This window comes from Bacillus sp. Root131 (assembly GCF_001429475.1).
Taxonomy (GTDB): domain Bacteria; phylum Bacillota; class Bacilli; order Bacillales; family Bacillaceae_G; genus Bacillus_A; species Bacillus_A thuringiensis_S.
On the sequence record NZ_LMJQ01000001.1, the window covers coordinates 2,429,145 to 2,444,657 of the forward strand.

The window sequence follows — 15,513 nt, forward strand, 5'->3', positions numbered from 1 at the left end:
TTTCATAGTATAAAATATTTATTATAGCTACTTTTAACACCTGATACTAATAGTGTGCTATAATATGAATTAGCAACAAAAAGGAAAGGAATTAGAACAATGACCTTAGAAAATACTAAAAATTTAAAAAAACAAGTTGCTCCTTTTGAAAAATCAACGATTAAAAAAAGTGTTTGGCAACTGATCAACACAATCGTGCCATTTATTATTTTATGGTACCTTGCTTATAAAAGTTTGTCAGTTTCTTATTGGTTAACATTAGTTCCAGCACTGTTAGCCGCTGGATTTATGACAAGGATTTTCATTATTTTTCATGATTGTACCCATTATTCATTCTTTAAAAGTCGACGTGCAAATAGAATAGTTGGAACGTGTATGGGTGTTTTAACATTATTCCCATTTGATCAGTGGGGGCATGAGCATTCTATTCACCACGCTACGAGTGGTAATTTGGATAAGAGGGGTACAGGGGATATTTGGACGCTTACAGTAGATGAATATGTAGCAGCACCATTTAGACTCCGTTTAGCATATCGTTTATATCGCAATCCATTCGTTATGTTTGGGTTAGGCCCAATTTATGTTTTCCTGCTTAAAAATAGATTTAACCGAAAAGGTGCTAGAAAAAAAGAACGTATGAACACTTATTTAACAAATATTTTAATCGTTGCTGTAGTAGCTATACTTTGCTGGGCGATTGGGTGGCAATCGTTTCTGTTAGTACATGGTACTATATTCTTAATAGCAGGTTCAGTAGGGATTTGGCTGTTTTACGTACAGCACACATTTGAGGATTCTTATTTTGAAGAGGATAAAGATTGGGAATATGTGAAAGCGGCAGTGGAAGGAAGTTCTTTTTATAAGCTTCCCAAAATTTTGCAATTTCTAACGGGTAATATTGGATTCCATCATGTTCACCATTTAAGCCCAAGAGTACCTAACTATAAACTAGAAGAGGCACACAATAATACGCTTCCTTTAAAAAATGTACCAACGATTACGCTTGCTACAAGCTTACAATCACTGCGTTTCCGTCTTTGGGATGAGAAAAGTAACAATTTTGTTAGCTTTAAAGATGTCAAAAATATAATTAAAAATAATGTTTCTGTTCGGGTGAAATCTGAACTATAATTGCATCGCATATAAAACTCCCCTTAATCATTTTCGATTTAAGGGGAGTTTTTGTTATATATAACTGATATCGAGGACGTGGAATACTCATATGTAGGTATAAATTTAAGGATACGGTAATTATATTATGTAAATAAGATTAATCATCATAATTTTTTATTATTGTGAAGGATATCATACATATATAATGGAAAGCAGAAGGTAGATGATAGTAATTATAAGAACAGAAACAACGTAATATAATAATTCTTTCAAAAGGAAGGGGACATGAAAGATGTTGAAATTACAAGGAAAATACAATGAAGCGAAAGTATTTACGAATAACGTTGATGAGACTGCGACTGGGCAGATTATTGATCTTTGTAATCAAGAATTCGTAAAGGATAGTCAAATTCGTATTATGCAGATACACATGCGGGAGCAGGTTGTACGATTGGAACAACAATGACAATACAAGATAAAATTGTTCCTAATCTTGTAGGGGTAGATATTGGGTGTGGAATGGAAGTTGTTGTAATTGATAAGAAAAAAGAAGAAATTAATTTCGATTGTTTAGACGAAATAATTCGTAAATTTGTTCCAAGTGGTTTTCGTATACGAGATAAAGAACATCGATTCTCAAAAATGATTGATTTTGATGGTGTGAGAGCTCCATTTACATTACAACGCGCTCAAAAAAGTATAGGTACTCTTGGGGGAGGAAATCATTTTGTCGAATTAAATGAAGATGAAAAAGGAAATGTATATATTGTCATTCATAGCGGTTCTCGTAATTTAGGTAAGCAAATTGCAGAGTATTACCAAAAATTTGCATATGAACAACTCACTGACGTTACATCAATGAAAGATGAGATTATTAAGAGATTAACTGAAGAGGGTAGAGCAAAAGAAATACAAGAAACTTTAAGAGGAATTCAGAAGCCTAAGATTCGTAAAGAACTAGCTTATTTAGAAGGGCAAGGATTCAAAGATTATATGAATGACATGAATATTGCTCAAAAGTACGCTACGTTAAATCGTAAAGCAATGATTGATGAAATTGTTATGAAAATGGACTGGAAAATAACGGATCAATTTACTACAATACATAACTATATTGACATGGAAAATATGATTCTACGAAAAGGTGCTATTTCAGCTCAGAAAGATGAACGAGTCATTATTCCAATTAACATGAGAAATGGTTCAATTATTGCATTTGGTAAAGGTAATCCAGACTGGAACTTTTCTGGTCCGCATGGGGCAGGACGTATCATGAGTCGTAAGAAGGCTAAAGAATTATTGAGTCTAGAGGACTTCCAAAATACGATGACAGAGGTGTGGACTACATCGGTAGTAGAGAGCACAATTGATGAGGCACCAATGGTATATAAGCCAATGGATGAAATTATCGAAAATACGAACGAAACAATAGATATAAAGCATATTATTAAGCCATTATATAATTTTAAAGCGAATTAGAAGGGTTAAATAAGCAACTAGAAAAAACTATTTTTCGCATTTTATGTTCGCAAACAATCTAATCAAGGGAAGTAGTTTCATTTTATGGTGATGGGATACGAAAAAAAGTCGATTTCCTGTGGAGTTAAGAAATCGACTTTTTTATTTATTATGTGAAATGAAAACAATCATTAGCTTAATAGTAAATGATTATAACCGTCTATTTCTCCCAAAGTTCAATCAATCGACCTTCAGGATCCTTAATCCAAATAAACTTTCCAAATTCACTCATTTCTTCTTTCTTTTCAAGAGGTACACCAATATTCTCAAGATGCTTTATAGTCTTGTTTAGATTATATACTTGGAAATTTAACATTACTTGTTGTTCTGTTGGAAAATAATTGTCATTCTCAGTAAAGAAAGAAAAGATGGTCTCATTTCCTAACTGGGGTTTAATCACAGTCCCATTCCAATCTTCTATATCAAGTTTCAACACTTCACTGTACCATTTTTTTATAACATCAAGATTCTTAGTTCTCCAAAATATTCCTCCGAAACCTTTTATCATCGTATCTAACTCCTGTCTGTCTTTAAATATATATTAAATATATCAAAACAAAACAGTAATAGTAAGCTGAATCATCAACTTATGAGCAGTAAAAATCATAATTGCTAGTATTGTAGCATTTACTACATTAACACTTTCAACATCATCATTGGCAAAACTTGAAATCTGGGGGGAAGGTATTGAAATGCTCACTTTTCAACCCATAGTTCATCTGAGAAATTCAGAACTTAAAGTGTTATAAATAATCCTTTCAATAGTAGGGAGAAATGAAAGAAGGAACGATAAAAGACCATACATGAAGTGAAGCGCCACGTGTGGTCTTTTATGTATCGTCAAATATTACATAGTCTCGCTAATTTTACTTTCACTATGAGTGTTAGTAGATATTCTTTTCTTAACTTTAAAGTGATAGTAGGTATAGCAAAAGATGATAAATGGTACAGTGCAATAGATTCCAAGTCGTTGTTCTGGGATAAAAATAAGACTGATTAATATAATGCCATACAATCCAAAACCAAGAATTGGTACGAGTGGATAAAGTGGTGTTTTAAATTTTAAGTCTTCTAATTTTCCACCGTCTGCTAAATAATGTTTGCGGAAAAAGAATTGAGAAACACAAATTGACATCCAAACAATAATGGTAATGACTCCGGAAATTGAAATGAGCCATAAGTAAACCGTTTCAGCAGCTACTACGCTTGTCAAAAGAGAAAAAGCAGAAATAGCTATCGTCATGATTAAAGCGTTGAGAGGAATTCCACGTGATGATAATTTCTTTAAAAAGGTTGGAGCCATTTCGTTTTTTGATAAAGACCAAAGCATTCGAGTAGCAGCGTATAGTCCTGAGTTTGCAACAGAAAGAACAGCAGTAAGAATAACAAAGTTCATAATATCAGCTGCATATGGAATACCGATATTATCAAAAACAGCAACGAATGGGCTCTTTGTTAATCCAGCTTCTTCCCAAGGAATTAAAGCAACAAGAACAAAGATTGCTAAGACGAAGAAAAACATCGTGCGCCATATAATATTTCTAATAGAACGAGGTAAAGTTTTTGCTGGATCTTCACTTTCACCTGCTGCGATTCCAACAAGTTCTGTACCTTGGAAGGAATAGTTGACTGTAACCATTGTTAAAAGAATAGCGGCAAGTCCATTTGGGAATAAACCACCATGATTTACGAAATTTGATAATAGCGGAGCGGGTTCGTCGCCTTTTAAATCAATAAAACCGAACATAGCGGCGCCGCCAAGAATAATGAAAGCGATAATGGCAGATACTTTTATACTTGAAAACCAAAATTCTGTTTCTGCATAACTACGAGCAGATAATGCGTTAATAGTGAAGATTGTAACGCCAAATATTAAACACCAAACCCAAACAGGAATATCAGGAAACCAGCGCTGCATTGTAATGCCGGCAGTTGTAAATTCAAGACCGGTCGTATTCGCCCAGCTTAACCAATACAACCATCCGATTGTAAAGCCAGTTGCAGGATTGATGAACTTAGTGGCATATTCCTGGAAAGAACCTGAGACAGGCATGGCTACAGCGAGTTCACCAAGACATAGCATAACGAAATACATTAATAATCCACCGGCCATAAAGGCAAGTACGGATCCACCAGGTCCAGCTTGACTTATTATAAAGCCAGATCCGTTAAATAACCCCGTTCCAATCACACCACCGAGTGCAATCATGAATAAGTGTCTACTTTTCATCGTTCGTTTTAATTCATTGTTTGTATTACTTACTTGGGCCATTGTTTTCCTCACTTTCGTAGTTGATAGAATAAAGTTTGATGTTTTTCCGTATTATGGAATGTATTCCGTGATGTGAAATCTTGTTATAATTTTCAGATAATTAAAAAGAAAAGTCAATATTTTTTTGTTTGCGTTTTCAATTCTTTGTTAGTGATATGTTTTTATTGTTAGAAAATTAAATAAATAAATTGATTTCATTTCGAATGTTTGCTAAATTGATAGTTAATTAAGCATACTAACATATTACGAGTAAAGTTGAGGCGAGTTATGGTACAGTCCATTGATCGAGCGATAAGTATTATTAAATTATTGAATTCTACAAATGAAAAAGAGTATTGGGCTATTTCTGATATAGCAGATGGAACACATCTCCCAGTTAGTACAGTACATAGATTACTTAACTCTCTAATGGAGCATGGGTTAGTTACACAAATACCAGAGACAAAACAGTACAAAATTGGACCAATGTGGATGGAAATAGGGTTACGTCAATTGGAGAAGGTAGACTACAGATCAGTTGCAAGAGAAGTGATGAAGCGGTTGGCCTTTGAAGTCGAAGAAAGTGTCTATTTAAATATTCCAAACGGAACACATTCTATTATCATTGAAAGAATGGATAGTCCTTTAAAAATTCGAGTTATCGATAATCTAGGGGAACAAATTCCACTTTCAATTGGTGCCGCAAATAAAACGATGCTTGCTAATATGAAAACGAATGAAATGGAACATATTGTAGAACATTTACTTTCTTCATTACCAGAACAAAAGCAAATTCTTCTTAATCAAATAAAGCAAATAAAAAATGAAGGATATGCTGTCAGTTATGGTGAAAAAACAGAAGGGACAGCTTCAGTAGCTGCACCTATTATCGGATTTAATCATAAAGTAGTAGGAGCATTAAGTGTTGGGTTAATTAGTCATCGTATTAATGATGATCGACTATCTTTTCTTATTAGCAAGGTAAAACAAGCAGCTCATGAAATATCAATAAAAATCGGCAGTACATCAGAACTATAATTTTGATAGCTGTCGTCATTTTTTTATTCATATACTGGAATTCGTTTTCATAATGCGGAAAAATAGGGGGATTTATATGTCAAAGTGGCAATCAAAAGAACAATTGATTCAATTATTAAGCAGTCTTGTTGAAATTCCTAGTATTACCGGTTCAGAAGCTGAAGTAATATTGCCAGACTTTGTTGTGGAACAATTATCTGAATTACAGTATTTCAAAGAAAACCCGCATCATTTACAAAAAAATCCGACAGGGGACGGACGATATTTTGTTACAGCACTAGTAAAGAAAAAAGATAGTACAAAAAATACTGTAATTCTAGTAAGTCACTTTGATGTTGTAGATGTACAAGATTACGGAGTGTGGAAAGAAGATGCATTTAATCCTAAAAAGTTAACATCTATGTTTTATTCTCATAAAGATGAACTTCCAGAGCATGTGCGTGAAGATATAGAACATGGGGAATGGCTGTTTGGTAGAGGAACAATGGATATGAAATGCGGTCTAGCATTACAAATGGCAATGATTGAACAAGCATGTGAAGGAAGATTCGATGGGAATGTTCTTTTATTGGCTGTACCAGATGAAGAAGTGAATTCTGTAGGGATGAGGGCCGCTGTTCCGGGACTGTTAGATTTAGCTAGAGAGCATAACTTAGATTATAAAACGGTCTTAAACTCAGAGCCTATGTTTTCAAGACATCCTGGTGACCAAAATAAGTATATTTACACTGGCTCTATTGGTAAAGTGTTACCTGGTTTTCTTTGCTATGGAAAAGAGACACATGTAGGTGAACCTTTTGCAGGCTTAAATGGGAGTTATATGGCTTCATTAATAACAGCAGAATTAGAGTTAAACACAGACCTTTGTGATATTGTAGAAGGGGAAGCGAGTCCTCCGCCAACTAACTTACTTCAAAGGGACTTAAAGGAGGATTATTCTGTACAAATTCCGCATCGTGCAGTTACATTATTTAATTTGTTTTTATTAGAAAAATCAATGACAGATGTAGTTTCATTGTTACGTCAAAAAGTAACGAAAGTAGCAGAGAAAATAGAAGAGTCGTATGAAAAACATGCATATCGTTTTTCTAAATATAATCCATTTATACCACCTAATCTCAAAGTAAATGTATTAACGTATGAAGAGCTTATCACATATGCAATTGAGCAACATGGACAAGAAAAAATAAATCATATTCAATCTAATATTATAAAAAATAGAGAAGATAAAGATGATCGTGCGGTAACGATTGATTTAGTAGATAAATTAGCGATTTTATGTAAAGAAAAGGCACCGATGATTGTACTTTTCTTCGCTCCGCCGTACTATCCAGCTGTGAGTTCACGCAACAATCCTTTAATAAAAGAGGTGGTTGTAGAAATGGAAAAGTATGCACACTACAATCATAAGATTACATTTGAAAACCAAAATTATTTTGGGGGGATTTCAGATTTAAGCTATGTAGGCTTGCAGTATCCACTGGATTCAATGAGTTCGCTTGTAGACAATATGCCATTATGGGATAAAGGTTATTCAATTCCGCTTCAGGAATTAGAAGAGTTTGATGTTCCAGTATTAAATATGGGGCCGGTAGGAAAAGATGCACATCAATGGACAGAACGTCTAGATGTAAACTACGCATTTGAAACACTATTAGATATGTTACCGAAATGCATTGAAAAATTATTAGTTTCTAATAAAATTACACAATCATAGTAGGGAATAGGTAAGGGATAAAACAGAACCTTTAAAGAAAATTCGAATGAAATTATTTTAATATAATTAAAAACGGAACGGCCAAGCTCAATTTTATATGAGTTTGGCCGTTTATCATGTAGTGAATTTTTAATTAAAATTATGTGAATTCATAGCTAACGTAATCTCTTTTATAGTTTTATTTTTTAGTTTGACCAGATAGTTCAACAGACTTTTGCGTACAACGCTGCATAGCTGAAATAATCGCTGTTCGTAATCCTTTTTCCTCTAATGTTGCTACAGCTTCTATTGTCGTTCCACCAGGAGAACAAACCATATCTTTCAATTCACCTGGATGTATTCCTGTTTCTAGTACCATTTTTGCAGAGCCTAACACAGCTTGAGCAGCGAATTTATATGCTTGATTTCTAGGCATACCATCTAGTACAGCAGCATCTGCCATCGCTTCTATAATCATATATACATATGCTGGTGAAGAACCACTTACAGATGTTACAACATCCATTAATTTTTCACTTACGATCTCTGTTTGACCAAAACTATTGAAAATGTTTAGTACATCTTCTAAATCTTTTTCTGTCACCATTTCATTAGGGCATAATGCAGACATTCCTTCTCCAACAAGAGCAGGAGTATTAGGCATTACTCTTACAACTTTTAATTTTTTATTAAAGGCATTTTCAGTACTTTCAATACTTTTACCAGCAGCGATCGTAACGATGATAGCATCGTTTTTGATTACTTCTTTTATTTCATTAATTATTGATGCGTATAGGTCTGGTTTAATTGATAAAATTAAAATATCAGCATTTTTAGCTACTTTATTGTTGTCGGTAGTTGTAGTTAGCCCATATTTTTCACTAGCATTTTTTAAATTAGCAGTGTTTAAATCTGAACAAATAATATGATTTGAAGACACTATCTTTTTGTTTAGCATCCCGCCAATCATAGCCATTCCCATATTTCCGCAACCGATGAATCCAATTTGTTTATCCATAATAACTCAATCTTGCTCCTTTTATAATCAATTATATCGGTTTGATATTGTTATCTTAGAATAATAATAATATCCCTGTGCAATATAAAGAAACATTCTAAGAGAATATATTCCTTTTTGCAACACTAAAAGATAAAAATTAATTATATTCGACATTATGTAAATATATACACTATAATGTAAGGTTTTATGTTTATGAATATGAGTTAAACTTATATCAATTTGTATTTTCATTCAGTAGGGCAATAATTTCATACAAGTCACTTGTGGCACTATTTATTTTTAAAAATACCTCTTGACACCGAATTGAACTATATCGCATAATATAAAAAAATTAGATTGAAAATCGTTGAAGGGAATTAGTACATATGTCTTCTTGCGAAAGAGAGTGGAATTCACCGGCTGAAAGATTCCTCGTATAGAATGTATCGAACCTATCCCCGAGTCTTAAATGAAAGTTTAGGCGTTCGCCTGCGTTATAGGCACCAAGTGGATATCTATGTATATCAATTAAGGTGGTACCGCGGAACAATGACCGTTTCGTCCTTTTTATTTTATTAAGGGCGAAGCGGTCATTTTTATTTTGCTCTTAAATACTTCAATGCAGCATTGATGAGAATAGATATAGTTGCAAAGTGAATGAAGTGTAAACTATAAAAACTTTGATTTTAGACTTGGGGGATAAAAAGGTGAAAAAACAACGAATTGTTGTAAAGATTGGAAGTAGTTCCTTGGCAGATAGTCACGGAGGCATCTCTACAGAACAGCTTTCAGATCACGTTGCCGCATTGGCTCGGTTGAAAGAGGAAGGGCACGAGGTTGTGTTAATTACATCTGGAGCCGTCGCTGCAGGCTTTTCAGCGCTAGGATATCCTAGTAGACCTGTAACGATTAAAGGGAAACAGGCTGCAGCAGCTGTCGGACAAAGTTTGTTAATGCAGGCGTACACGGAGGAATTCCGTAAATATGGCATCGTTACTGCGCAACTTTTGCTGACGAGAAGTGATTTTTCTAGAAAAGAACAATATAGTAATGCTTACGCTACGTTAGGAGAATTACTAAACCGTTCCGCTCTTCCAATTATTAATGAAAATGATTCCATCTCTTTAGAGGAGCTGACGTTCGGTGATAATGATATGCTGTCAGCTTTAGTAAGCGGGCTTGTTTCGGCGGATATGCTTATGATCTTTACGGATGTGAACGGGTTATATGACAAAAATCCTCAGAAAAATGCGGATGCAAAAAAATATTATTTTCTTCCTGAAGTTACGGAAGAAATTTCTTCTCTTGCAGGAGATGCTGGCTCAAAACTTGGGACTGGTGGTATGAAATCAAAAATCGATGCTGCAAAGACAGCACTCTCTCTTGGTGTGAGTGTATTTATCGGGACAGGACGTGGACAGGAAAAGTTTGTAGATGTTTTGAAGGGTAAGGGTGATGGAACGTATGTTGGTAATGCTCCTCAAAAAGAAATGAAGATGAACAAGCAATGGATTGCCTTGCATTCGCTTGTTAGCGGACAAATTGAAGTAGATGCTGGGGCGGCTACTGCCATCATTCAGCATGGTAAGAGTTTACTTCCAGCTGGTGTTACGAATGTATCAGGATTTTTCCAAGTGGGTGAAGTTGTAGAGGTTGTAACGCAACAAGGGCGCGTAATAGGAAAAGGACAATGCACATATAGTGCAGAGGAACTAAGAGATGTAAAAGGTATGCAAAGCCAAGATATTCAAGTAAGAGGCGAGAGACATAGTTATGAAGTCATTCATAGAGATCATTGGGTTTCACTTTAAAAAGGAGGAAATGAAAATGAATGAAGTGTTGGCAAAGGGGATAAAAGCAAAAGAGGTTGCTAGAGAACTTGTGCTTAAAACTACAGATCAAAAAAATGAAGCACTTGCTGCAATTGCTAATCAGTTGATAGTAGAAACAGCTTATATTTTAGAAGAAAACAAACGGGATATTGAAGAAGGTAAGGAGAAAGGATTTTCTGATTCACTCCTTGATCGCCTTTTGCTGAATGAACAGCGAATTGTTGATATGACAGAGGGTATTAAGCAGTTAATTGAATTACGTGATCCTATTGGAGAATGTGTAAGTGCATGGGAACGACCAAATGGACTATCTATTCAGGAGATGCGCGTACCACTTGGTGTTGTCGGAATGATTTATGAGGCAAGACCGAATGTAACTGTTGATGCTGCTACAATTTGTTTAAAAACAGGAAACGCAGTAATACTACGTGGTAGTTCTTCTGCTATCCATTCTAACAAAGCCATCGTTAGCGTTATTCACCGGGCGCTTAAGCAAACTAGCTTGCCTTCAGAAAGTGTACAGCTCATAGAAGATACAACGAGAGATAGTGCAAAACAGCTGTTTACATTGAATGAGTACTTGGATGTTCTTATACCAAGAGGCGGTAAACAATTAATTGATACAGTAGTGAGAGAAGCGTCTGTTCCAGTACTTGAAACAGGTGCGGGAAATTGTCATATATTCATTGATGAAACAGCGGATAAACAAATGGCATTTAATATTATTATAAATGCAAAAACACAGCGCCCATCTGTATGTAATGCAATTGAGACGATTGTACTTCATGAGAATTGGGCAGAGCAATATGGTAGCGAGTTGTTTTCTTCTTTGAAGGAAAGAGGAGTAGAGCTACGCGGTGATAATAAAGCAGTGGCGATTGATACTTCTATCTTACTTGCGACAGAAGAAGACTGGGAAACAGAGTTTTTATCTCTCACACTAGCAGTGAAAGTGGTTGCCACTGTTGAAGAAGCGATTCATCATATAAATACGTATGGATCTATGCATTCTGAAGCGATTATTACTGAAAACGAGGAAAACGTCAGCAAGTTTTTTACTTCTGTAGATGCCGCGGCACTTTATCATAATGCATCGACTCGTTTTACAGATGGATCCGAATTTGGATTCGGAGCGGAAATTGGTATCAGTACGCAAAAATTACACGTAAGAGGACCAATGGGGCTTCCAGCATTAACTTCCACAAAATATGTAATTCGTGGAAATGGACAAATTCGGAGCTAAGAATAACAAAAGACATCCAATTTAATTGAGATGTCTTTTGTTATTATAATATCCATTTACCATACAAAAAGCCCTACAAGCATAGCGCTTAATAAAGAAACAGCCATCCCGCTAACAAGAAGCTTCCAAACATTTTTACCGATGACTGATGATTTTTCCCCGCCAAATAATGAATTGTAAGTTCCGTAAATCATACCTACTGTACTAAAGTTAGCAAAAGAAGCTAGAAATGTTGTTGCAACCGCAACCGTATGCGGTTGTAGCGACTTTAAGTTTGATTTTAAATCCATCATAGCAACAAATTCATTCGTCGTAATTTTTATTCCCATTAATTCAGCTACATACATAGCATCTTTGCCGGATAAACCGAGTAAAAATGCAAAAGGACTAAAGATAATGGAGAAGATTTTTTGAATTGTTAACCCCGTTACAAAAAAGCCTAAAATCCCATTTAAACATGCTGTTAAAGCTACATACCCAATTACCATGGCTAAAATAACGATAACCATATTCATTCCAACTAACATACTGTTTGAAATAGTAGAAAAGAAATCCTTTTTTTCATGCTTTGAAGGTGTATATACGACATCATCTTCTTTCGTAACTTCCACAGGATTTAATACATTGGCTAAAATTAATGCATTAATACAGTTTAAAGGGATTGCACTGAAAATATATGTAGCTGGTACCATTGATAAATAAGCGCCAAGAATGGATCCGCTAACGCTACTCATACTCATAATTCCAAAAGTCAACAAACGATTTTCTTTTAAAACAGATAATTGATCACGAACAACTGCAAGTGCTTCAGTGTTTCCTAAAAACATCATTTGAATGGAAAAGAAACTTTCTAACTTTGGTAAACGAGAAATCTTTGAAATAACCGCACCTACTTTATCAATAATCCAAGTTAAGATTCCGAAATACGAAAGAATATCGAAAAAAGTAATAACAAAGATGATAGGCAGTAATGCACTAAAGAAGAAATCAATGTGTGGACTGTCCATAGCGGAAGGAAATGCAAATCGAATACCTTCGTTCGCGCATGCCAGTAGCCAACTGAAAAATGACGCAATTTTATTAATGATAATACTGCCGAGCTTCGTGCCTAACATAAACCACGTAATAAAAAGCTCCAATATGATGAGAATTACAATTGGTCTCCATTTTATATGGTTTTTGTTAGGTGAACATAAGAAAACGATTAATATGACAACGAAAATCCCTAACATATTTAATATGAAATGCATGTCAACCACTCCTTGAGCTTTATTATTTGTATATAAAAAAGCTCTTATTCTTCTTAATTTAGAATGAATGTGGTTTAATTTATATTTTTATAAATTCTAAAAATATAGAAGGTGAAATTCGATAAAAATAGAATTTAATACATAGCAAACAAGGAGGGGATAAAAATGGAGGTCTATCACATAACGAGTAGAAAGAGGGAAACATACAACGTTCAGGTGAAATATTCGATACTTTTCGAATGTGCACTTGGCATTGCAGCAATTACTCATAAAAGGTTAATTAATACACTTGAAAAGACTGAAAGTGAATGGGAAGGAATTAGACAATCATTAACAAATGAGATGAGAGAACACTTACAGTTTGTAGAAGAACATAATACGTGGAAAGCATTGCTTCAGTTATTGTATGAAGAGGATTTTCAGGACTTATCGCAGTTTAATTTTAAAATTGATTCACTTTCAGAAGAGGATTTGAAATTTATATGTTTACCGTTTTTAGGAGAGAAATATGAAGAGAAAAGACGTTTAGCTGCAACGGGAGTTGTATGTGCAATACACGAACTAAAGGAACTAACAGATGATCATCCGTTTTTTTCTACTTATATTAGCTTTATATGTGATGTAGATGTACAAGTGCTGAAATCTCATTTAATCGCTGTTATGACAGGTTGGTATGAGAGTGTAATTAAGAAAGAGGAGGAAGTACTTTCTATATTAAAACGAGATTATGAAGCAAAAAATGAAATGAATAAAAAGATGAAGCCGGAAGAGTTTGTCGAGTGGGCGACTGGCGGAGTGAACTATATGCCAGAGCCAAGTATTCATCACGTACTTCTTATTCCGCAAATGACGTACAGACCGTGGAATATTGAAGCAGATATTGATGATACGAAAGTATTTCATTACCCAGTTGCGAATGAAAGCATTCATCCTGAAGATCCGTATGAACCGAATTATTTTTTAGTTCAAAAACATAAGGCTCTTGGGGATGAAGCGAGATTGCGAATTGTAAAAATGTTGTTTGAAAAAGAACGTACATTACAGGAAATAACGGAAAGATTGCAGCTTGGTAAATCGACAGTACACCATCATTTGAAATTGTTACGTGCAGCGAAGTTAGTTGATATACATGACGGAAAGTATGTATTAAGGAAGAAAGTAGTACAGTCGTTAGCAAAAGAATTAGAAGCATTTTTAAATAGATAATATGCAACGAGAATGTACATAAAGGGAGGAATATAAAAGAAAAGTTGGTGTGTGAAATTGAAAAATATATTGAAAAATCGTTCGTTCTTTTTTATGTGGATTGGGAGTGCAATCTCAGAATTAGGAGGGGCTTTCGGAACGTTATGTAATTCAATTCTAGTATATGAGTTAACAGGATCGGAAATGGCTTTAAGTAGTATGTGGCTATTATATTTCATCCCATCACTCATACTGCAATTAATAAGTGGCCCATTTATTGATAAATGGAGCCGGAAGTGGATTATGATTTTTTCACAATGGATACGAGCGTCCGTATTCTTATTACCTTTGATGATGCTAGTTTCGGGTAGTATAGAAGTTTGGCACATTTATGTTGTTCAAATTGTAGTGGGACTTATTACACCTCTTTATACACCTGCGAGTCAGGCAATTACACCGAGCATTGTAAGTCAAGAACAACTTCAAGACGCAAATGCGTACATTGATGGAATGACTCGCCTTATGATGTTTCTTGCGCCAGTATTAGGTGGAGTAGTAATTCATTACATTGGAACAGAATTTACATTATCTTTTGTATGTATTTGTCTATTTGTTAGTGGTGCTTTCTTACTTTATATAAAAGAAAAGAGAACTACAACAGATATAAGAAAAACGTGGCTAGAACAATTTCTTCAAGGTTTTACATATTTTTTTACAAAACCAATCATCGTTTGGCTCGTTATATTTCTTACTTTCGTGCAGTTTGGAGTAGGGGTAACGATGGTCACAAATCTTCCTTATATAAAAGACGAGCTGTCAGCGGGATATGCAGAGTACGGCTATTTCATGGCAGGTTTTCCACTTGGCTACGTAATTGGCTCAGTATTAGTCGGAAAAGTAACATATAAAAGCCGGCGTATACTTATGCTTGGAGGATTGTTTATAGGGGGGCTCACATACATTTCATTAGGGTTCAATCATAGTATTGTCATTGCAATAATAATTGAAGTAATAGCAGGGATTTGTATTGCATTTTTCAATGTTCATAACACGACAATATGCCAACAAACCGTCCCAAATAATATGATGGGACAAGTATTTTCAGTGCGTTTATTTTTTATACGATCCGCTATGCCATTAGGTGTGTTAGTAGGGGGAATATTGAGTGAAATGTGGGGAGTAAGAGCGCTATATGTAATCATCGGTGCAATTATATGTGTTACATCTTTAATAGGGATGTTACTTCCATATTTCAAATTTTTAGATGAGGCGATAGAAAAGAAATCAGCATAATTCAAAAAATTAAAACTTTACAATTGAAAATAATTATCATAATCAATTATAATAGAAGCATACTAGTATTCGTATTACAAAGAGGGAGTGGGAT

General features: G+C 34.7%; 11 protein-coding genes, 1 pseudogene and 1 other annotated feature. Of the genes and pseudogenes, 8 read left to right on the forward strand and 4 right to left on the reverse strand.

Features of this window, described 5'->3' with window-relative positions:
* Nucleotides 1-99: 99 nt before the first annotated feature.
* Nucleotides 100-1,131 carry a fatty acid desaturase gene (locus ASE54_RS12155; RefSeq protein ID WP_000171500.1) on the forward strand — a complete coding sequence of 344 codons (1,032 nt, stop codon included), beginning with the start codon at nucleotides 100-102 and terminating at the stop codon, nucleotides 1,129-1,131.
* 274 nt (nucleotides 1,132-1,405) lie between these two features.
* A pseudogene (locus ASE54_RS12165) lies at nucleotides 1,406-2,592 on the forward strand (RtcB family protein).
* A 199-nt stretch (nucleotides 2,593-2,791) separates the two neighbouring features.
* On the opposite strand, the gene ASE54_RS12170 reads toward ASE54_RS12165, so the two are convergent.
* Both ASE54_RS12170 and ASE54_RS12175 read right to left on the reverse strand, forming a co-directional pair.
* Nucleotides 2,792-3,139: a glyoxalase/bleomycin resistance/dioxygenase family protein gene (locus ASE54_RS12170; protein ID WP_000589588.1), complete on the reverse strand. Its 348-nt coding sequence runs from the start codon at nucleotides 3,137-3,139 to the stop codon at nucleotides 2,792-2,794.
* 339 nt (nucleotides 3,140-3,478) lie between these two features.
* Nucleotides 3,479-4,903, reverse strand: a complete 1,425-nt coding sequence (locus ASE54_RS12175) for an amino acid permease (RefSeq protein ID WP_000079997.1) — start codon at nucleotides 4,901-4,903, stop codon at nucleotides 3,479-3,481.
* Between the two features lie 267 nt (nucleotides 4,904-5,170).
* On the opposite strand from ASE54_RS12175, the gene ASE54_RS12180 reads away from it, so the two are divergent.
* The gene (locus ASE54_RS12180) at nucleotides 5,171-5,920 is read left to right on the forward strand and encodes an IclR family transcriptional regulator (RefSeq protein ID WP_000250748.1); all 750 of its coding nucleotides are present in this window, start codon (nucleotides 5,171-5,173) and stop codon (nucleotides 5,918-5,920) included.
* A gap of 52 nt (nucleotides 5,921-5,972) precedes the next feature.
* Nucleotides 5,973-7,637: a M20 family metallopeptidase gene (locus ASE54_RS12185; protein WP_003309623.1), complete on the forward strand. Its 1,665-nt coding sequence runs from the start codon at nucleotides 5,973-5,975 to the stop codon at nucleotides 7,635-7,637.
* A 178-nt stretch (nucleotides 7,638-7,815) separates the two neighbouring features.
* Here the strand turns inward: ASE54_RS12185 and proC are convergent, their stop codons facing one another.
* Nucleotides 7,816-8,634 carry a pyrroline-5-carboxylate reductase gene (gene proC, locus ASE54_RS12190; RefSeq protein WP_000360732.1) on the reverse strand — a complete coding sequence of 273 codons (819 nt, stop codon included), beginning with the start codon at nucleotides 8,632-8,634 and terminating at the stop codon, nucleotides 7,816-7,818.
* Nucleotides 8,635-8,974: 340 nt separating this feature from the next.
* Nucleotides 8,975-9,185 (forward strand) — a binding site (T-box leader).
* A gap of 138 nt (nucleotides 9,186-9,323) precedes the next feature.
* Here proC and proB point away from each other — a divergent pair.
* Both proB and ASE54_RS12200 read left to right on the forward strand, forming a co-directional pair.
* Nucleotides 9,324-10,427, forward strand: coding sequence for a glutamate 5-kinase (proB, locus tag ASE54_RS12195; protein ID WP_000744738.1), 1,104 nt, complete (start codon nucleotides 9,324-9,326; stop codon nucleotides 10,425-10,427).
* A 16-nt stretch (nucleotides 10,428-10,443) separates the two neighbouring features.
* Nucleotides 10,444-11,691, forward strand: coding sequence for a glutamate-5-semialdehyde dehydrogenase (locus ASE54_RS12200; RefSeq protein ID WP_001006616.1), 1,248 nt, complete (start codon nucleotides 10,444-10,446; stop codon nucleotides 11,689-11,691).
* Between the two features lie 56 nt (nucleotides 11,692-11,747).
* Here the strand turns inward: ASE54_RS12200 and ASE54_RS12205 are convergent, their stop codons facing one another.
* Nucleotides 11,748-12,941: a nucleoside transporter C-terminal domain-containing protein gene (locus ASE54_RS12205; RefSeq protein ID WP_000545489.1), complete on the reverse strand. Its 1,194-nt coding sequence runs from the start codon at nucleotides 12,939-12,941 to the stop codon at nucleotides 11,748-11,750.
* Between the two features lie 165 nt (nucleotides 12,942-13,106).
* Between ASE54_RS12205 and ASE54_RS12210 the strand changes: the two genes are divergently transcribed.
* Both ASE54_RS12210 and ASE54_RS12215 read left to right on the forward strand, forming a co-directional pair.
* Complete coding sequence (locus ASE54_RS12210) at nucleotides 13,107-14,147, forward strand: metalloregulator ArsR/SmtB family transcription factor (protein WP_000454581.1); 1,041 nt, start codon at nucleotides 13,107-13,109, stop codon at nucleotides 14,145-14,147.
* Nucleotides 14,148-14,198: 51 nt separating this feature from the next.
* Nucleotides 14,199-15,419 carry an MFS transporter gene (locus ASE54_RS12215; protein WP_003260725.1) on the forward strand — a complete coding sequence of 407 codons (1,221 nt, stop codon included), beginning with the start codon at nucleotides 14,199-14,201 and terminating at the stop codon, nucleotides 15,417-15,419.
* Nucleotides 15,420-15,513: the final 94 nt, after the last annotated feature.

What these genes read in the sequence shown, in the direction of transcription:
- ASE54_RS12205 (WP_000545489.1), bottom strand. Translation starts at nt 12,941, where the DNA reads ATGCATTTCATATTAAATATGTTAGGGATTTTCGTTGTCATATTAATC.
- ASE54_RS12155 (WP_000171500.1), top strand. Translation starts at nt 100, where the DNA reads ATGACCTTAGAAAATACTAAAAATTTAAAAAAACAAGTTGCTCCTTTT.
- ASE54_RS12175 (WP_000079997.1), bottom strand. Translation starts at nt 4,903, where the DNA reads ATGGCCCAAGTAAGTAATACAAACAATGAATTAAAACGAACGATGAAA.
- ASE54_RS12200 (WP_001006616.1), top strand. Translation starts at nt 10,444, where the DNA reads ATGAATGAAGTGTTGGCAAAGGGGATAAAAGCAAAAGAGGTTGCTAGA.
- ASE54_RS12180 (WP_000250748.1), top strand. Translation starts at nt 5,171, where the DNA reads ATGGTACAGTCCATTGATCGAGCGATAAGTATTATTAAATTATTGAAT.
- proC (WP_000360732.1), bottom strand. Translation starts at nt 8,634, where the DNA reads ATGGATAAACAAATTGGATTCATCGGTTGCGGAAATATGGGAATGGCT.
- ASE54_RS12210 (WP_000454581.1), top strand. Translation starts at nt 13,107, where the DNA reads ATGGAGGTCTATCACATAACGAGTAGAAAGAGGGAAACATACAACGTT.
- ASE54_RS12170 (WP_000589588.1), bottom strand. Translation starts at nt 3,139, where the DNA reads ATGATAAAAGGTTTCGGAGGAATATTTTGGAGAACTAAGAATCTTGAT.
- ASE54_RS12185 (WP_003309623.1), top strand. Translation starts at nt 5,973, where the DNA reads ATGCGGAAAAATAGGGGGATTTATATGTCAAAGTGGCAATCAAAAGAA.